At 69.6% G+C, this 17,872-nt stretch carries 14 protein-coding genes and 2 pseudogenes; 1 reads left to right on the forward strand and 15 read right to left on the reverse strand.

What is annotated here, in order from left to right:
• Nucleotides 1-128: 128 nt before the first annotated feature.
• The 3 genes from pyrH to rpsB all read right to left on the reverse strand — a co-directional run bounded on the left by pyrH (nucleotide 129) and on the right by rpsB (nucleotide 2,927).
• Entirely contained in the window at nucleotides 129-902 is a 774-nt protein-coding gene (pyrH, locus tag EJG53_RS11240) for a UMP kinase (RefSeq protein WP_030017377.1), read from the reverse strand.
• A gap of 176 nt (nucleotides 903-1,078) precedes the next feature.
• Nucleotides 1,079-1,915 (reverse strand): translation elongation factor Ts, encoded by an 837-nt coding sequence (tsf, locus tag EJG53_RS11245; protein ID WP_031008899.1) that lies wholly within the window; start codon nucleotides 1,913-1,915, stop codon nucleotides 1,079-1,081.
• Nucleotides 1,916-2,024: 109 nt separating this feature from the next.
• On the reverse strand, nucleotides 2,025-2,927 hold the full coding sequence (gene rpsB, locus EJG53_RS11250; protein WP_125044737.1) for a 30S ribosomal protein S2: 903 nt from the start codon (nucleotides 2,925-2,927) through the stop codon (nucleotides 2,025-2,027).
• A gap of 761 nt (nucleotides 2,928-3,688) precedes the next feature.
• Here rpsB and EJG53_RS43865 point away from each other — a divergent pair.
• A complete protein-coding gene (locus EJG53_RS43865) occupies nucleotides 3,689-4,858 on the forward strand; it encodes a M23 family metallopeptidase (protein WP_125044738.1) in 1,170 nt (389 codons plus the stop codon).
• Here EJG53_RS43865 and EJG53_RS11265 read toward each other — a convergent pair.
• The 12 genes and pseudogenes from EJG53_RS11265 to rplS all read right to left on the reverse strand — a co-directional run bounded on the left by EJG53_RS11265 (nucleotide 4,747) and on the right by rplS (nucleotide 17,765).
• A complete protein-coding gene (locus EJG53_RS11265; protein ID WP_032928673.1) occupies nucleotides 4,747-5,286 on the reverse strand; it encodes a TetR/AcrR family transcriptional regulator in 540 nt (179 codons plus the stop codon). The two genes, EJG53_RS43865 and EJG53_RS11265, sit on opposite strands and share 112 nt — an antisense overlap.
• A 1,409-nt stretch (nucleotides 5,287-6,695) precedes the next feature.
• Nucleotides 6,696-7,531: pseudogene (gene whiG / locus EJG53_RS11270) on the reverse strand (RNA polymerase sigma factor WhiG).
• Between the two features lie 366 nt (nucleotides 7,532-7,897).
• On the reverse strand, nucleotides 7,898-9,061 hold the full coding sequence (gene dprA, locus EJG53_RS11275; RefSeq protein WP_125044740.1) for a DNA-processing protein DprA: 1,164 nt from the start codon (nucleotides 9,059-9,061) through the stop codon (nucleotides 7,898-7,900).
• 734 nt (nucleotides 9,062-9,795) lie between these two features.
• Nucleotides 9,796-11,412: a YifB family Mg chelatase-like AAA ATPase gene (locus EJG53_RS11280; protein ID WP_125044741.1), complete on the reverse strand. Its 1,617-nt coding sequence runs from the start codon at nucleotides 11,410-11,412 to the stop codon at nucleotides 9,796-9,798.
• Nucleotide 11,413: 1 nt separating this feature from the next.
• Entirely contained in the window at nucleotides 11,414-11,782 is a 369-nt protein-coding gene (locus EJG53_RS11285) for a YraN family protein (protein WP_125049312.1), read from the reverse strand.
• A 452-nt stretch (nucleotides 11,783-12,234) separates the two neighbouring features.
• The gene (locus EJG53_RS11290) at nucleotides 12,235-12,543 is read right to left on the reverse strand and encodes a DUF2469 domain-containing protein (RefSeq protein ID WP_003980220.1); all 309 of its coding nucleotides are present in this window, start codon (nucleotides 12,541-12,543) and stop codon (nucleotides 12,235-12,237) included.
• Between the two features lie 38 nt (nucleotides 12,544-12,581).
• Complete coding sequence (locus EJG53_RS11295) at nucleotides 12,582-13,091, reverse strand: NUDIX hydrolase (protein ID WP_125049313.1); 510 nt, start codon at nucleotides 13,089-13,091, stop codon at nucleotides 12,582-12,584.
• 52 nt (nucleotides 13,092-13,143) lie between these two features.
• Complete coding sequence (lepB, locus tag EJG53_RS11300) at nucleotides 13,144-13,872, reverse strand: signal peptidase I (protein WP_125044742.1); 729 nt, start codon at nucleotides 13,870-13,872, stop codon at nucleotides 13,144-13,146.
• A 173-nt stretch (nucleotides 13,873-14,045) separates the two neighbouring features.
• Complete coding sequence (lepB, locus tag EJG53_RS11305; protein ID WP_125049314.1) at nucleotides 14,046-15,050, reverse strand: signal peptidase I; 1,005 nt, start codon at nucleotides 15,048-15,050, stop codon at nucleotides 14,046-14,048.
• Nucleotides 14,992-16,249 (reverse strand): annotated as a pseudogene (gene lepB / locus EJG53_RS11310) (signal peptidase I). The gene lepB (EJG53_RS11305) and the pseudogene lepB (EJG53_RS11310) overlap by 59 nt, the downstream one beginning before the upstream one ends.
• Nucleotides 16,242-17,006: a signal peptidase I gene (lepB, locus tag EJG53_RS11315; RefSeq protein WP_371858798.1), complete on the reverse strand. Its 765-nt coding sequence runs from the start codon at nucleotides 17,004-17,006 to the stop codon at nucleotides 16,242-16,244. Before lepB (EJG53_RS11315) ends, lepB (EJG53_RS11310) begins: the two are co-directional and overlap by 8 nt.
• Nucleotides 17,007-17,417: 411 nt before the next feature.
• Entirely contained in the window at nucleotides 17,418-17,765 is a 348-nt protein-coding gene (gene rplS / locus EJG53_RS11325) for a 50S ribosomal protein L19 (RefSeq protein WP_031007308.1), read from the reverse strand.
• Nucleotides 17,766-17,872 lie beyond the last annotated feature (107 nt).

Genomic DNA, 17,872 nt, shown 5'->3' on the forward strand with positions numbered 1-17,872 from the left:
CGCGCGTCTTCTCCTGCACGGTGTCCGACCGGCAGGCCATTGTCCATCCCCGTGCCGAGGTCATCCACGGCCCGGGGTTGCCGCCCGTACGGAGCCCTGCCCGTACGGCACTACGGCAGTTGGGGCCGTCAGGCCCGGGTGCCCTGATCGCTGACGAGCGTGCCGATCTTCTCACCCTTCACCGCGCGCGCGATGTTGCCCTCGGCGAGCAGCTCGAAGACGAGGATCGGAAGCTTGTTGTCACGGCAGAGCGTGATGGCGGTCGCGTCGGCGACCTTGAGGTCACGGGTGATGACCTCGCCGTACTCCAGGGCGTCGAACTTCACCGCGTCCGGGAACTTCTTGGGGTCGGCGTCGTAGACCCCGTCCACCCCGTTCTTGCCCATCAGCATGGCCTCGGCGCCGACCTCCAGGGCGCGCTGCGCCGCGGTGGTGTCGGTGGAGAAGTACGGCATGCCCATGCCCGCCCCGAAGATGACCACGCGGCCCTTCTCCATGTGGCGGACGGCGCGCAGCGGAATGTACGGTTCCGCGACCTGTCCCATGGTGATGGCGGTCTGTACGCGGCAGTCGATGCCCTCCTTCTCCAGGAAGTCCTGGAGGGCCAGGCAGTTCATGACCGTACCGAGCATGCCCATGTAGTCCGAGCGGGCGCGGTCCATGCCGCGCTGCTGCAGTTCGGCGCCGCGGAAGAAGTTGCCGCCGCCGATCACGATGGCGATCTCGTAGCCGTCGCGGACCACGGCTGCGATCTCGCGGGCGATGGCGTGCACGACATCGGGGTCGACACCCAGTCCGCCGCCGCCGGCGAACGCTTCGCCCGACAGCTTCAGAAGGAAGCGTCCCTTCCCGTCACTGTCGGCTTTGTGGGCTGTGTCCGCGCCGTCGGCACCCTGATTCATCACGCTCTCCTCGTGCACATACGAAGAAGGCCATTGCCGGGGGTCTGGTGCAGATCCCTGTACGGCAATGGCCTCCTCGTCACATCTGCGGCCGGCCGGTATGCGGCCGACTGCGTACGACCCTAGCGGGGCCGCAGGTCATTCGCTGGCCTTGGCGACAAGGCCCACGGCTTGGCTCAGGCGCCGACGCGGATGCGCGCGAAGCGCTTCAGCGAGACACCGGCCTCGTTCAGGACCTTCTCGACGGACTTCTTGTTGTCCTTCGCGAAGGGCTGCGCGAGCAGCGTGTTCTCCTTGAAGAAGCCGTTGACGCGACCCTCGACGATCTTCGGGAGGGCGGCCTCGGGCTTGCCCTCCTCACGCGAGGTGGCCTCGGCGACGCGACGCTCGTTCTCGACGACGTCGGCCGGAACGTCCTCACGGGTGAGGTACTTCGGCGCGAACGCGGCGATGTGCTGCGCGACGTCCTTGGCGGTCTCGGCGTTCTCCTTGTCCAGCTCGACCAGGACGCCGACCTGCGGCGGGAGGTCGGGCATGGTGCGGTGCATGTAAGCGGCCACGTAGCCGCCGGAGAACTGCGCGAAGCGGTCCAGGACGATCTTCTCGCCGAGCGTGGCGTTGGCCTCGTCGACGTACGCCTGGACGGTCTTGCCGGCCTCGATCTCGGAGGCGAGCAGCGTCTCCAGGTCGGCCGGGGAGGTGGCGGCGACGTGCGCGGCGAGCGCGTTGGCGACGGCCAGGAACTTCTCGCCCTTGGCGACGAAGTCCGTCTCGCACTTCAGCTCCAGCAGGACGCCGGAGGTCTTGTCCTCGGAGATGAGGGAGACGACGGCGCCGTTCTCGGCCGAACGGCTCTCGCGCTTGGCGACGCCCTTCTGGCCCTTGACGCGGAGGATCTCCACGGCCTTGTCGACGCTGCCCTCGGCCTCGTCCAGGGCCTTCTTGCAGTCCATCATGCCGGCGCCGGTCAGCTCACGGAGCTTCTTGACGTCCGCGGCGGTGTAGTTCGCCATGGTCTGTGAATCTCTTCTCGAAATCTCGACAGTCGAAAGATCTACGGGTGGACGGCGGGGGCGGCGCTCGTGGCGCCCTCCCCCGCCGTCGTCAACCGATGGTGCGGCGTCAGGCCTGCTCGGCGTCCGCGGCCGGCTTCTCGGCCTCGGCCTCGGCGGCGGGGGCCTCGGCGGCCGGGGCCTCGGCGGGCTTGTCCTCGGCCTTGGCCTCGTCGGCCTTGGCGTCGTCGGCCTTCTTCTCGCCCTCGAGCAGGTCGCGCTCCCACTCGGCGAGCGGCTCGCCGGCCTTCTCGCCCGGCTTCTGGTCGCCGGTGGCGACGCCGGAGCGGGCGATGAGGCCCTCGGCGACGGCGTCGGCGATCACGCGGGTGAGCAGGGTGACGGAGCGGATCGCGTCGTCGTTACCCGGGATCTTGTAGTCGACCTCGTCCGGGTCGCAGTTCGTGTCGAGGATCGCCACGACCGGGATGTTCAGCTTGCGCGCCTCGCCGACGGCGATGTGCTCCTTCTTGGTGTCCACGATCCAGACGGCGCTGGGCACCTTCTGCATCTCGCGGATACCGCCGAGGGTCTTCTCCAGCTTGGCCTTCTCGCGGGAGAGAACCAGCAGCTCCTTCTTGGTGAGGCCGGAGGCGGCCACATCCTCGAAGTCGATCTGCTCGAGCTCCTTCAGGCGCTGCAGGCGCTTGTAGACGGTCGAGAAGTTGGTCAGCATGCCGCCGAGCCAGCGCTGGTTCACGTAGGGCATGCCCACGCGGGTCGCCTGCTCGGCAATGGCCTCCTGGGCCTGCTTCTTGGTGCCGACGAACATCACCGAGCCGCCGTGGGCGACGGTCTCCTTGACGAACTCGTAGGCGCGGTCGATGTACGACAGCGACTGGAGCAGGTCGATGATGTAGATGCCGTTGCGCTCCGTGAAGATGAAGCGCTTCATCTTCGGGTTCCAACGGCGGGTCTGGTGCCCGAAGTGGACGCCGCTCTCCAGCAGCTCCCGCATCGTGACGACGGCCATGGCCGTACTCCTCGTGTTACTCGGTTCCACTGCGGCCGGGCGGCCGCGGTGCCTGACGCCCCGGCGCGCTCTGCCGGGGAAGGAACCTTGCGGGGCCTTCCGAGGACCGAGGGGCGCGTCCACCGTGCTGCCCGAATGGGGAATGTTGCGCTGGTGGCGGGGCGTGCGAAGTCGACCCGGTGACCCGGATCGCCACATGAAGTGTACGGGACCGCCGAAGGGACGGGCGACACACTCCTTTCGGCCAGGGGGTGGGGGTGGGGCGGGGGTGCGGTCGGGGGTGGGGTGGGAGGGGCGGGGTGCGGGCCTGCCAGGCTCTTTGGGCGTTGCGGCGTTGCGGCGTTGCGGCGTTGCGGCGTTGCGGCGTTGCGGCGTTGCGGCGTTGCGGCGTTGCGGCGTTGCGGCGTTGCGGCGTTGCGGCGTTGCGGCGTTGCGGCGTTGCGGCGTTGCGGCGTTGCGGCGTTGCGGCGTTGCGGCGTTGCGGCGTTGCGGCGTTGCGGCGTTGCGGCGTTGCGGCCTACCGGCCTCACGGTTTACGGGCTCCTGGTGTGATGCGCGCGCCTCTCCGGTGCCCCCTGATGGCTGCCCGGAGCTTTGCCGCCTTGAGGAGTGTCCTCAGGGGGAATGAGCGCTCCGGACAAGGCCCGAGCAGGGGCGGCCCGAGGTATCGCACGGGTGACGACGTTGCACACAACCCGTCGGTAATCCACCGATCCAGCTCAAGATCCCCAAGCTGCGGCCGATCAAGGCACCGTCGTGACATGCGACAACGAACCGCCTTCGCGGCCCTACGCACCGCAGTCACCCGACAACCGGCACGAGCCGCACACGCCGTACCCACTACTGACACGCACCCCCCGGGGCTACCGCCACCACCCCCCGTTGATTCCAGCTCCAGACGGGTGACGCACGCCCGGCGCACCACGCCCCCAACCGCCCGCCTCCTGGCCCTGTGCGCAGCGGGCACCGCAACGGCCGTGCTGTCGGCCGGAGCCGCCACGGCTGGGGCCACCACAACTGGAGTGGCATTCGCCCATGCCGTTCCCCCCACCCCCAAGGAGCCTGCGGACAAGGAGCCTGCGGAATCACCGGAATACCGTCCGCCACCTCCCCACCCGACCGATCCTGGTCAAAGCCGCCCAGCTCCGCCGGCTGCCGGCGAGCGAGCTTGGCCCGTCACTGGAGCGGCGGGCGCGCGGCCCACCGTCGCGCGCGGTTGGGAGCCCCCACCCGCCCCCTGGGCGCCCGGCCATCGGGGGGTGGATCTCCTCGCGGCCGAGGACGCGACGGTACGGGCCGCCGCTCCTGGACGCGTGCTCTTCGCCGGCAAGGTGGCAGGCCGAGGCGTCCTGTCGATCGAAGTCTCAGGGTCCGGTCGCCCACCACTACGCACCACGTACGAACCGGTCCACCCGACCGTCCACAAGGGTGACCACGTCACCGCAGGTCAGACAGTGGCCAAGCTCGGCCCGGGCCCGTTCCACTGCTCCACCCCGTGCCTGCACTGGGGCCTGCTGCGCGACAAGACCTACCTGGACCCGCTGTCCCTGCTCCCGGCGGCAATGCTGAACCCCGGCCCGTCGAGGCTCCTCCCGGTCATCAACGTGCCCGAGCCGAACAACGCCCCAGGACGCCGCGATCCCCCACGCTCGCGTCACCCCCGCCGTACGAGATCCCCCGACCCAGGCCGGACACGGAAGCGAAACCCACCGACCAGCCTCACGCGGTCTTCGCACTCCCCCCTGCAACAGCGCCGATCCCCCATCCCCGACACCACCATCCCCTCCCCCACCCCGAGCAGAGAGGACCGGCCGGCCGATCAGCCCTTTACCCCACCCAGGACCATGGCGACCGCGGCCTCCGTGATTTGCGTGGGCTCTTCCGCGGCCCCGAGCTCGATGCGGCGGACAGCGGCGTCGACGATGCCCTGAAGCAGCATGGCGGCGAGACGCGGCTGCTCGTGCCCGAGGCCGGCCAAGGCCTCCACGATCATCGCGATCAGCCCACCGTGCGCGGCACGGATCTTCTCCCGCGCGCCGGCGTCCAGCTCACCAGCCGAGATCGCGACGACGGCCCGGTGACGGCGGTCCCCGACCAGCGCGAGCTGTTGCCGCACATACGCCTCGATCTTGGCCTCGGGTGTCTCGACCCGCTCCATCGCCGCCTCGACCTCAGCCGCCCACACGGGGAAGTCGACAGCGCAGAGCTCTTCGACGACAGCCGCGCGGGAACGGAAGTACTCGTAGACGGAGGAGCGCGCGAGACCCGTTCGCTCAGCGAGGGCGGGGAAGGTCAACGCCTCGGTCCCGCCTTCGGACAGCAGGGTGCGGGCGGCGTCCAGAAGGGCGCCACGCTGCATCGTCCGGTGCTCGGCCACAGAGGCCGCTCGAATCCTGGGCACGTCACCACTCTACGGATGGCACGCCGGACACGGCACTCCGCATCACGATGTGTCCATGCCGACACCCCGGAGAACGACACCGAACGAGGCCGGTGAGGGGGCTGCGGCGGGCCGACGACGCGGCGAGACACCGAAAGCAGCCAGGCCAGGGAGGGGGTAGCCCCCGAGAGCAGAGATTCAGCCTCAGCTAGGGAGGGAGACAAACAAGGGCAGCGGCCACAGGGGCGACCGCGGGGGCGCGTTCAGGAGGCCGAGCAAGCAGGCAAGCACGATAGCGAGGGCCGGCACGACGTCCGGAACGGGGACACGAGCGCCTGGCATGGGTACTGGTGCGCAGGTGGATGCTGATGCCGATAGTCGTGGAGCGACTGCAGGTACGTGCGAGAAGCCCAGGCGCTGACCAGGGCTGGCTACCTCCCGCGGGCTCTCGACGGCGGGTCGGAGAACACCGACCGCAGGGTCAATGCGCGAGGCTCCCCACACCGATCCCGAGTCAATTCGAATCGGCCATGGCCGAGTGCGACGGCAAGGCGCGGACCCCGAATCCGGACGCGGGCACCGAAGCCGGGTTCGGGTGCGGTGGCCAGGTGCGGGCACTGCAGTCAGGTCCAGGAGCGGCGGCCAGGCGCAGACGCTGAAGCCGGACACGGCGTCGAAGCCAGGTTCGAGTGCAGCGGCCAAGTGCGGCGCTGCAGTCAGGCCCGGGGCGGCGGCCAGGCCCAGGGGCCGAGGCCGGACACGGCGTCGAAGCCGGGTTCGGGGGGCGGCCAGGCGCGGTGGCGGCGGGCGGACGCGGACGCCACGGTCAGGCGCGGACGCTGCGCGCTGCGGGTCAGACGCGGGCGCTGCGGAGCGCAAGGAGGCGGTCGCGGGGACGGCGTGAGCTTTAGTGCGCCTAGGAGGGAGCTCGAATTAGGCGCTCCCGGTGCGAACGCCGCCGGTGAGCAAGCCGCGCTGGAACGGCCGAGGGGCAGGGCCGGGGCGGAGAGGAGGGAGGAGGAGGTGGGGTGGGTGGGCAGGGGGGAGGGGAGGGGCCGGGGGGCGGGGGGCGGGGGGAAACGAAGCGAAAAGCGAGCGCCGAGCCCGGAAGGTCCGGGGCTCGGAACCGAGTAAGCACAGGCCAAAGCCAAGCGAAGACCAAGGTGCAGAACCGGGCCAAGGGAGGACGCCGACGCAGGTGACTCCGCCGCCTCGGCCCACACACAGGAACCGATGCCTCCGGCAAAGCATCGGCTGCCTGTTGTGGCCAGCCAGCCCCGACCAGCTTCTATCCAGCACCCGACAACGAGAGTCCTCCGCCCCGGCTACGACACGCCAGGACACGCCCCACCGGGTGGGGCCGGCGGCTCCCCACACCCCGCCCCAGCTCATCGCCCCACGTCAGCCAACTTGGCGCGGAGCTGGAGTACAGACTTGGTGTGGATCTGGCTGACCCGGCTCTCGGTGACCCCGAGGACGTTGCCGATCTCGGCGAGCGTAAGACCCTCGTAGTAGTAGAGCGTCACGACGGTCTTCTCCCGCTCGGGAAGCGTGTTGATGGCCCTGGCCAGCAGCCGCCGCAGCTCACGGTCCTCGGCCACCTCGACCGGGTTGTCGGCAGCCGTGTCCTCCAGGGTGTCCATCAGGCTCAACCGGTCGCCACCCTCACCGCCGACGTGCAGCAGTTCCTCCAGGGCGACGACGTTGGCCAGAGACAGTTGGCTGAAGACCCCGTGGAGTTCCTCCAAGGCGATGCCCATTTCCGAGGCCACCTCCGCCTCGGACGGGGTACGCCGTAGTTGGGCCTCCAGCGTGGCGTACGCCCGCTCGACCGCCCTGGCCTTTTGCCGTACCGACCGCGGGATCCAGTCCAGGGCACGCAGTTCGTCGATCATCGCGCCCCGGATGCGGGTGATGGCGTACGTCTCGAACTTGATCGACCGCTCGGGATCGAACTTCTCGATGGCGTCGATGAGCCCGAAGACTCCGGAGGAGACGAAGTCGGCCTGCTCGACGTTGGGCGGCAGGCCGACACTGACCCGGCCGGCGACGTACTTCACCAGGGGCGAGTAGTGCAGGATCAGCTGCTCCCGCAGCCGCCCGTCGCCCGAGATCTTGTAGGCGCGCCACAGCTCCTCCAGTGAGGTGGGCGCGGCGGGGCGCACGCTACCGCGCGCGGCGGGGGCGCGGCCGCGCGGTCGGACCCGGAGGTGTGCTGGGGCATTCGTTGCCTTGAGCCGTTCTGCCGAAACACTGGGGAACACGTGCGTGAGGTTGAATTACTCGTGAGCGTAGCGTGACTGCAGTGTCGCGATGCGCGATGAAGGGTCGCCCGGGAGTGCGCAGATACGTTCCGCTGCCCGCACCCCCGGGTTACAGGGGGCGACGCCAAATCCACTCGCAGGGGGATGGAAGCGTCGTTACGGGCGCCCGGCGCACGCTCCCCCACACGCGGCTTCACCACCGATCGCCGCAGTGACCACCGATACGCCTTACCGCCACCCAGCGGCTCCAGGACTCCGTAAGCAGAAACGCACCAAACCCGACTCTTGCGCACATTCCTCCCGCCTTTTCACCCGTTCGCCACAGGTCAAGTACCGCCTCTCCGGGGCCCTGCGGCGCCTGCGGGGCACCGCACCAACTCCCAGACAGCTCCACACCTTTGAACGAATCCCAACGACTGCAACTCGAAGAGCTTGCCCTGCGCGACTTCCTCTGCCGTACCCGAGTCCCGCGCCAGTCGCCGCGAGTCCGCACCACCCCGCGCGGGGACCGCTTCGAGCACCCGGGACGCCACCGGATCAAGAAGATCACGCGCCAGGGTCGGCCCACGCTGCGCGGGAGCGAGGTCGCCGATGCTGCCGACCAGCTCGATCACTTCGGCGGCTTCGGTCACCACTACGGCCTCGTCGCGCAGCAGTTGGTGCACGCCCGCCGACAGCCCGCTGGTGACCGGCCCCGGCATCCCCATGGTGAACCGGCCCAGCTCTGCCGCCCGCCGGGCGGTGACCAGCGATCCGCTGCGCAGTTCGGCCTCTACGACGACGGTGCCACGGGTGAGGGCCGCGATGACCCGGTTCCGCATGATGAATCGACTCCGGGTCGGATGATCTCCCGGTGGCAACTCCGCGATCACCAAGCCCTGTTCCGCGAGTCGGTGGATCAACTCGGTGTGTCCCCGCGGGTAGGCGTAGTCGACGCCGGAGGCCAGTACCGCGACCGAGGCCCCCTTCGCTGCCAGGGCGCCTCGATGAGCCGCGCCATCCACTCCGTAAGCAGCCCCTGACACCACCGTCCAGCCACGGTCGGCCAGGCCGGCGCTGAGGGTGGCCGCCAAGTGGGCGCCGTACTCCGTGCAGGCGCGAGCGCCCACGACCGCGACGGACCGTAAGGCCCACATGCGCAAGTTCGCGCGCCCGCGTACCCACAGGCCGATGGGTTTGCCATCCCCTAAATCGTTCAATTGCTGTGGCCACTCGTCGTCTCCCGGGCAGATGAACCGGCCGCCGAGTGCAGCGACGGCCGCAAGATCTGCAGCGGCTCTGTCGGCGTCCGTCCGTGACGCTCGCAGACGCAGGCCCTTGTATTTTTCTTTCGACACTCCTTGCGGCATGTCCCACTCGCCGAGCAGGGACTGTACGAGGTGTACAGGCGTCGTCTGCCTCAGCCACCGGCCCACCGCTTCGTCACCGGGCTCAGCGATACGCGTCAATGCCGCGCGTGCCGCCCTCTCCTCCTCCCCCACTTCACTCATGCGCCGGCTCCCTGGCGCTCGCTCGCTGTAGAACAGCCTTCGGTCCCCCGCATGTCCCTCTCCCCTTCTCCGTCTACCGCTTCCTCGTCATTCGAGCAGCGCCGTGTAGCCGAAAGCGGTAACTGGTAACCGATCCGCCACACGTCGTCGGCCAGGCAGCCAACGGCGACCAGCCCTCGCCGTCGACTGCCCGCTGCCCGCCTTCATCCATTCGGCCTTACGCTCCTCAGGTGACGGGTGTTCTCACCCGCCCGAGGTACGGCTGGGCCCGAGACGTGCTTCGGCGCCTGGTCGGAGCCCGTTCGTATCGAGCCGAACTGCGCTCGTACGCCTTGCTCTCCTTCCCCCCCCGCCCCCTCCCCTCCTCCTCCCCTCCTCCTCCCCTCGACCATCCTCGGACGGTAGGCGTCAGTCGTCGGTCGGCAGTCGGCAGTCGGCAGTCGGCAGTCGGCAGGCATCGGACGGCGGGCGTCAGGCGTTGGACGCCGGTCGCCTGACGGTCGTCCGACGACTGCCGCCCGTCATCCACCGGACCACCGACCGCTCCGTCGACGCAGCACCACAACCATCCCGCCGGGCGACGCCTCCCATACGCACCACTCGCCACTCCCAACACAACGGCAGCATCCGCGTCGCCACACCAACTGCGCCACACCGACAGCGCCAGGAGCCACCCGCCAGGGCCGCCCCACCAGCCCACCAGCCCGACCGAAGGAGCGCGCAGCTCCGCTCCCTCACCTCACCCCCGCCGCCAAAGGCACCCCCCGCCTGATGCCCGTGCGGAGTTCCAAAGCCCAGTTGATGTCCTCGGCAGTCGGGCGGTCGTGGCCTGCGAGGTCGGCTGAGGTCCAGGCGACCCGGAGTACGCGGTCCATGCCGCGGGCCGTCAGGAGGCCGGTTTCGAGATCGTGTTCTGCCTGCGCCATCGCGCCCGGGGCGACTTGCCAGCGCGTACGCAGTTCGTGGCCCGGGACCTCACTGTTGGTGCTCCATGGCGTGTCCGCGAGCCGGGCTGCTGCGCGGTCGCGGGCGGCTCGTACTCGTTCGGCGACTTCGGCAGTGGTTTCGGCGCTCTGGGCGAGCGAGAGCAATTCGGAGCGTGCGACGGGCTCCACCGCCACCCGTAGGTCGACCCGGTCCATCAGCGGACCCGACAGCCGGGCACGGTAGCGCCGGATGGTGGACGGGCGGCATTCGCAGCCGCCTCCGAGCGTGCCGTGGCGCCCGCAAGGGCAGGGGTTGGCGGCCAGGGCCAGCAGGAACTTCGCCGGCATACGCATCATTCCGGCGGCCCGCGCGACTACGACGTACCCCGACTCCAGCGGCTGCCGTAATGCGTCCAGCACGCGGGCGTTGCATTCGGCTGCTTCGTCGATGAAAAGAACGCCGTGGTGCGCCAGCGACACGGCTCCGGGCCGGGGAAGGCCGCTGCCGCCACCCACGAGCGAGGCCATCGTCGCGCTGTGGTGAGGCGCGCAGTACGGCGGGCGATCCACAAGTGGCTGCCCCGGCGGCAGGGCGCCGGCCACCGAATGCACCGCCGTCACCTCCAGGGACTCCTTGGGCGAAAGGCGGGGAAGCAACCCGGGCAGGCGTTCGGCCAGGAGAGTTTTCCCAGCTCCCGGAGGGCCTAGGAAGAAGATATGGTGGCGTCCGGCTGCCGCCACTTCCAGGGCTCTTCGTGCGCTGTACTGTCCGGCGACGTCCGACAGATCGGGCAGCCGGTCGCCACCCATGCGCTCCACTCCCAGCCCGGTACCGGGCACGGCCAGCCCCGCCAGCAGCGAATCGGGGCGCCCTTCGGCGATCGCGTTGTCCTGCTCCTCTTCCGGCACCGGCTCGTCGGTGAGCACCGCGATCAGCTGCCTGAGACTGCGTACGCCGAGAACGGAGACCCCCGGGACGAGCGATGCCTCGGCCACGGTCTTCTCCGGTACGACCACCTGGCGGTATCCGGCGTCGGCCGCCGCCAGGACGGCCGGGAGGACTCCACGCACCGGTCGGACGCGTCCGTCCAACCCCAGCTCACCGATCATGACGAGGTCGGACAGCTCACGCGGATCGATCCGTTCCGCCGCGCCGAGCACCGCGCAGGCCACGGCGAGGTCGAATCCGCTGCCGCCCTTGGGCACCGAGGCCGGGCTGAGGCCGACGGTGAGCTTCTTCTGCGGCCACTCGCCGCCGGAGTTCACGACGGCGGCCCGTACCCTGTCCCGCGATTCGATCAAGCTCTTGTCCGGCAGTCCGACGAGCGCGAAGGCCGCCACCCCCGGCTCCAGGTCCGCCTGGACCTCCACGACCACGCCTTCGACCCCGACCAGCGCGACCGAGCACGTACGGGCGAATCCCATGTCAGGTCACTCCCCGCACATGCTCCAGAAGCGGTGCGCCACGCGACGGCAGCAGCACTCCGATCACGTCGATGCGCACTCCGCCGGGCGGTGGGCCGCCGTGTCCCTCCAGCCAGCGCTCCGCCAGGCGCAGAAGACGGGCGGCCTTCTCCGGCCGTACGGCTGCCATGGGGTGTTCGTACGAGCCCGCGCGGCGGGCCTTGACCTCGCAGAGCACCAGGGCATCACCGTCGGCTGCCACGATGTCGACCTCGCCGTCCTGGCATCGCCAGTTGCGATCCAGGATGCGCATGCCGACCGTGGTCAGGTGGCGTGCGGCCAGGTCTTCCCCGTAGCGTCCGAGCGCTCGGCGTGCGCTGGTGACGGGCAGGTCGTAGGGGGCGGTGGCCGGTCCGACGGGATGTCGGAGGCGGCGGGAGCGGGATCGGGAGCGGCGGGCGACGGTACGGGAGCCGGGCGGGCCGTCTCCGCAGCTTGTCGCCGTCCGGCCGTTTCGGGCCTGCGATGCGCCACCGCATGACTCCCGCGGTGCGCCGCTCAGTCCTCGCGGCGTCTCCTCCGGGGGTGACGAACCACGCGGATGCTCCCGCGGGCCCGCCTCGCACCGGTCAGGTCCGTACTTCTTCTCGTTCGTGGCGTTCACTCGGCACCACCTCCGGCACCGACTGTGACGCTTCAGCCACGGACTTTTGGATCTTGGTGGACTACCGAGCGGTTGTGGACAACTTCGTCACTCGACCCGGTGATACCCCCGCCTCTCCGAGCCCCGCAGGGCCCGCGCCGAGCCCAGCGCGCGCCTGCCTCGACCGGCCCGGCGGCGCCTCAGCTCCCCGGAAGATCCAGGTCGCTCTTGTTCAGCTCCTCGATGTTCACGTCCTTGAACGTCAACACGCGTACCTGCTTCACGAAACGAGCCGGCCGGTACATGTCCCAGACCCACGCATCAGCCATCGAGACCTCGAAGAAGACCTCGCCCTGTACGGAGTGCACCTGCATCTCGTAATCGTTCGTGAGATAGAAGCGACGCTCGGTCTCGATCACATACTTGAACAGCCCGACGACATCGCGGTACTCCCGGTAGAGCTTCAGCTCCATCTCGGTCTCGTACTTTTCGAGGTCCTCGGCGCTCATGGCAGATCCCCTTCAGCCGTGCGTCCCCCTATTGTGCGTCAGACGCTCTCGGTAGCCAGCAGCACCGGCGCGTCAGGGGGTCCTTCGTCGAGCAGCCTGCGCAGCAGCTCGACGAATCCCGTCGGATACACCGTCTCATGCGACGCGGAAAGATCTTCCAAAGTCCACCACCTCAGTCCCGACACGCTGCGTCGCTCAAGATCTGTCTGCCCCGACATCTCGGTTGCAGTCCGGTCGGTACGAGCCAGGTAGTACCACTCGTCCTGTTCCCAGCGCCTGCCGTCGAAGGGGAAGGCGCAGCGCCGCTTCCACAGCAGCGGACCGAGCCGTACGCCGGTGATCCCCGTCTCTTCGGCCAGCTCCCTGCGCGCGGCCTCCTCGCGGGTCTCCTCGCCCTCCAGGCCGCCGCCGGGCGTGAACCACCAGGTACGGGTCGGATCGCTTGGTTCGTAACCGTTCAGCAGCAGGACCCGGTCGTTCCCGTCGAGCAGCACCACCCGTGAGACCTGGCGCACCTCCACCGGCAGTTCCCCAGCCGTATCAGGCATCCCATGAGCCTCATGCACCACGTCATCACCCATCGCATCGGAGCCCGTCACGTCAGCCATTCCTACGCCTCCCCCATCGCGCCACCGGCCCGTACGCCGCACCGCCCAGGATCATCACCGCTCCGACGACGACCGCGATGACGATGACGCGTACCGGTCCGGGCTGCGACGTGCCGCCTGGCATCGCCGCGAAGCTCTGCGGCCGTTCCACCACGCCCATGCTGCCGACCGGCCACGCCCGGGCGTCCACCCGCGCGTCCACGGCCTCGCGCGACACGGAGCCGTGGTCGGCGTCCTTGAGGTGCGTTCGGGAGTCCAGGGAGTCGTTGCGGTGATCACCGAGAAGGAAGAGCTGGCCCACCGGCACCTTTGAGCTGAAGCCGGTCGGTGAGGCCGGGCCCGTGGCGTGCAGATACGGTTCTTCGACGGGCTTGCCGTTGATCGTCAGCCGGCCGTCCTTGCTGCAGCAGGCGACCGTGTCGCCGCCCACCCCGACGACCCGCTTGATCATCGGCACGTCGCCCCACACCGCGTCCCGGAAGACCACGACGTCCCCGCGCCGCACCTCGGAGCCGTCCACCCGCTCGGCCAGCACCCGGTCCCCCACCCCGATCGTCGGGGCCATCGAGTCGGTCGGCACCGTGTAGGGGCGGTAGGTCAGCGCTCCCCATACGAAGCCGCCCAGGAACAGCACACAGCCGACGGCCACGACCAGACCGGACAGCACACTGCCCGTCGTCCGGCCGCGGCCGTCGCCCGTACGTGTCTTGCTGCTGCTCATCCCAGCGCTCCCGCCCCGCGAACGACCCGCGTCGAAGATCTGGGACGGCACCCTACCCGGGGGTACGTTCCCCAGTCAGTACCATGAGAGTCAGCATCATGGGCCGGGACTCTCGCGGCCCACGCCCGCCTCCGGGCCGCGCACCGCGCGCACGGCCCGGCGCGGTCACCCGCTCAGTCGGATGCCCGCTCCACCGCCTGCGCCACCCGCGCGGTCCGCCTACGGCGCCGCCACAGCACGATCGGCACCGCGCCCGCGAGTCCGAGCGCCGCCGGCGTCGCCGCCATGGCCTTGTTCAGCGCGGGCTGGTCGAAGGTGTCCGGCACCGACAGCCACGACCAGCGGTTGATCGGCCAGGCGATCGTGAAGGCGCGGCCCACGACCTGCTTGGTCTCGACCGTGCCGTTGCCCTTGAGGTTCGTGTGGTAGCGCGAGTCGAGGGAGTCCTGGCGGTGGTCGCCCATGACCCAGATGCTGTCCTTCGGCACCTTGATCGGCCCGAACGGCTTGTCCCCGCACGGCGTGTTGCCCGGGTAGAGGTACGAGTCCTCCTTCAGGGCCGTGCCGTTGACCTTGACCGGGCCGGTGCCCTGGCACTCCACGGTGTCACCGCCGACGGCGATGACCCGCTTGATCAGGTCCTTCTCCTCGGCCGACGGCATCAGGCCGATGAAGCTGAGGACCTGCTGGATCGCGTTGGGCTCGGGGGTGGGCACCTCGTTCAGCCAGCCGCCCGGGTCGTGGAAGACGACAACCTCGCCACGTTCCGGTTCGGAGCCGAACCAGGGGGTGAGCTTGTCCACGAGCACCCGGTCGCCGCGCTGCAGGGTGTCCTGCATCGAGTCGGACGGGATGGAGAACGCCTGCACCAGGAATGTCTTGATGATCAGCGCGAGGATCAGCGCGATCCCGATGAGGATCGGCAGCTCTTTCCAGAAGGCACGCGGCTTCTTGCCCTTCTTCACGCTGCCGCTCTCCTCCTCGTCCACCGGCTGTTCCTTGTCCAACGGCACTCCCGGGCCCGTCGGCCGACCGGGGCCGGCCGGCTGTCCCGGATCCGTCGCCCGTGCCGGGTCCGCCGGTCCTCCCGGCACTCCGGACGCGGCGGGCTGTGCGGACTCACCGTTTCCCGCCGGCTCTTCGGGCTCTTCGGTTCCGGACCGCGCGCCGACCGCCAAGTCCCCCACATCCACTCCTTACTCCACGCCACTGCCTGCCCGATAGCCGGTGCAGGCCCACCACTCCCATAACGAGCGGGAGTTCCGCAGGGGTCGGGAGTTCGGACAAACCGTCGGAGGACAGACTATGCGGAGCCTGCCGTGCCGTCGCCCTCGCGCCCGGCGCGTCGCGCACGGTCGCATAGGTGTCAGGCTCCTCCAGGCGGCGCCAGTGTCCCACCGGCCAGGCGATGACCACGGCCCGGCCGACCACGTTGTCCACCGAGATCGTCCCACGGTACGGCTCGTCCAGGTGATACCGCGAGTCCGCCGAATTGGAGCGGTGGTCGCCCATCACGAAGATCCGGCCGGCCGGAACCTTGACCTCGAATTTGAACTCCGAGGGCGAATCGCCCGGATGTATGTACGGCTCATTCAAGGGGTTCCGTTGACCGTGACATGCCCTTGCTTGTCACAGCACTTGACGGTGTCGCCCCCGACGCCCACCACTCGCTTGATCAGATCCTGCTCGTCGGCCGACGGGAGCAGACCGATGAAGGTCATGAACTCCTTGATCTGCTTGACCACCACCGGGTCGTCGGCGGAGGTGACCTGCTCGTCCTTCAGCCACCCCCCGGGGTCCTTGAAGACGACCACGTCACCGCGCTCGGGTTCCGAGCCGAACCAGGGGTGAGCTTGTCGACCAGGACCCGGTCGCCGATCCGGATGGTCTGCTCCATGGAGCCTGAGGGGATCACGAAGGCCTGGACGAGGAACGTCTTGAGCACCAGCGCGATGGCCAGGGCCACCCCGATGAGGATCGGTATCTCTTTGAGGTAGGAGCGACGCCTGCGCCGTTTGATACGGCGCGCCTGGCGACGTCGTGCGGCACGTCCTCCAGTGGCGGGCCTGGTCGTTCGCGTACTGACGCGCGCGCCGCCGCCGGACCCGGCTCCTTCGCCGTACGATGCGTCCCCGTGACCTGCGCTTTCGTACGGGCTGCCGCCGTGCCCCGCGTACGAGTCAGCCCTGTAGCCGGCCCCGAAGTCTGACCTGTGACCAGGCCCATGGCCGGTCCCGTAACCGGTTCCGTCGGCTCCGTACTCGGGCCCGAACACGGCGGACCCGCGCGAGCCGCCCCCGTACGCCGCTTCCCCGTCCGACTCGTCCGCGCCCGCCGCCCCCTGATGCCCGTGCCTGGGCCGCCCCCGGTTACCCATGGCTGCCTGCCGCGCCCGGTATGCCGTCGAAGGCGTGCGGGCGGTGCAGGGCCGTCCAGTGGCCCACCGGCCAGGCGATCCAGTCCGCGCGGCCGATCACCTTGCCGACCGGGACGGTGCCGCCTCCTGGTTCGCCGAGGTGGTCCCGTGAGTCACGTGATCTGCCGCGGTGGTCTCCCATGACCCACAGCTTTCCCTCCGGCACCACGATGTCGAACGCGTCGGAGGACGGCGCGTCCCCCGGGAACAGGTAGTCCTCGTCCACCGGCTCGCCGTTCACCTTGATCCGCCCCCGTTTGTCGCAGCAGGTCACCCGGTCCCCGCCGACGCCGATCACGCGCTTGATGTAGTCGGTGGCCGCGGGCTCGGCCAACCCCAGCGCCGCGCCCGTTCCCCGGATCAGTCCGGTCACCGGGTTCTCGCCGGGTTCGCTCTGTCGGAACGAACCGGTGCCGTCGAAAACAATCACGTCGCCCCGGCGCGGTTCGCCACCGAAGCGGTACGCCAGCTTGTTGACCAGCACCCGGTCACCGATCCGCAGGGTGTTCTCCATGGAGGAGCTGGGGATCAGGAAGGGCTGTACGACGAAGGCGCTCAGCAGCAGGACGAAGGCCACACAGGCCGCGAGCAGCAGAACGGGCCGGTGCCACAGGGCGGACACACCTGCTCCCAACCAGGACCCGAACCGCCGGATCCAGGACCGGCGCCGTCGCGGTTCCCCCTCCTGGGGCTCCTGAAGCGACGCGCTCTGAGGCAGCGCCTCTTGGGACGGCGCTTTCCGATCACGCGATCCCGTGGCCTGATCCGGCCGCTCCTGTGGGCCCGTACCGCTCTCCGACCGCCCCCCCGCACCGGCAAGCCCATCAGGCCGGCCTCGCGCGCCCCTGGCCCCCTCCGGCCGATCATCCGGCCCAGAGACCCCCTGCGTACGCCCCGAGGGCCCTGCACCCCGTTCGGCCCGCTTCTCGGGCCCGAGGGGCCCGGCCGTCCCGTCCGGCCCGGATGCCTCAGATGCCCCGGACGAAGAGTGCGCGGAAAAACGCGCGGAGCGCGACCCCTGCTCCGGCCCCGGTTCTGGGGCGGGAGAGCGGTCGCGCTCCGAAAGCTGTGCGTCGGTGTCCATCGGACCCTGAGCCTATCCGGCCGGTCCAGGACGCCGGACGTCTGTTCAGTTGTCGCGCTTCTCCTTGATCTTCGCGGCCTTGCCGCGCAGCTCACGGAGGTAGTACAGCTTGGCGCGACGCACGTCACCGCGGGTCACCAGCTCGATCTTCTCGACGATCGGGGTGTGCACGGGGAAGGTGCGCTCGACGCCGACGGAGAAGCTGACCTTGCGGACCGTGAAGGTCTCGCGGACGCCCGCGCCCTGGCGGCGGATGACGACGCCCTTGAACTGCTGCACACGGGAGCGGTTGCCCTCGATGACGCGCACGTGGACGTTGACGGTGTCACCCGGGCGGAAGGCCGGGATGTCGCTGCGCAGCGACGCGGAGTCGACGGAGTCGAGAAGGTTCATGACCCACTGCTTTCTTCGTTGATGCCACAGGTCATCAACGGAACTGGAGAATTGCGTTGAGGTTGCCGTTCCGTCGGGCGGGCGTCGTTCCCCCTGTGGCAGGGGCG

The organism is Streptomyces chrestomyceticus JCM 4735 (genome assembly GCF_003865135.1).
GTDB classification, from domain to species: domain Bacteria; phylum Actinomycetota; class Actinomycetes; order Streptomycetales; family Streptomycetaceae; genus Streptomyces; species Streptomyces chrestomyceticus.

Excerpts from the sequence above, each read along its gene's own strand:
- pyrH (WP_030017377.1), bottom strand. The coding sequence starts at position 902 with ATGAATCAGGGTGCCGACGGCGCGGACACAGCCCACAAAGCCGACAGT.
- EJG53_RS43865 (WP_125044738.1), top strand. The coding sequence starts at position 3,689 with ATGCGACAACGAACCGCCTTCGCGGCCCTACGCACCGCAGTCACCCGA.
- rpsB (WP_125044737.1), bottom strand. The coding sequence starts at position 2,927 with ATGGCCGTCGTCACGATGCGGGAGCTGCTGGAGAGCGGCGTCCACTTC.
- tsf (WP_031008899.1), bottom strand. The coding sequence starts at position 1,915 with ATGGCGAACTACACCGCCGCGGACGTCAAGAAGCTCCGTGAGCTGACC.
- dprA (WP_125044740.1), bottom strand. The coding sequence starts at position 9,061 with ATGAGTGAAGTGGGGGAGGAGGAGAGGGCGGCACGCGCGGCATTGACG.
- EJG53_RS11290 (WP_003980220.1), bottom strand. The coding sequence starts at position 12,543 with ATGAGCGCCGAGGACCTCGAAAAGTACGAGACCGAGATGGAGCTGAAG.
- EJG53_RS11265 (WP_032928673.1), bottom strand. The coding sequence starts at position 5,286 with ATGCAGCGTGGCGCCCTTCTGGACGCCGCCCGCACCCTGCTGTCCGAA.
- EJG53_RS11280 (WP_125044741.1), bottom strand. The coding sequence starts at position 11,412 with ATGGGATTCGCCCGTACGTGCTCGGTCGCGCTGGTCGGGGTCGAAGGC.
- lepB (WP_125044742.1), bottom strand. The coding sequence starts at position 13,872 with ATGAGCAGCAGCAAGACACGTACGGGCGACGGCCGCGGCCGGACGACG.
- EJG53_RS11295 (WP_125049313.1), bottom strand. The coding sequence starts at position 13,091 with ATGCCTGATACGGCTGGGGAACTGCCGGTGGAGGTGCGCCAGGTCTCA.
- rplS (WP_031007308.1), bottom strand. The coding sequence starts at position 17,765 with ATGAACCTTCTCGACTCCGTCGACTCCGCGTCGCTGCGCAGCGACATC.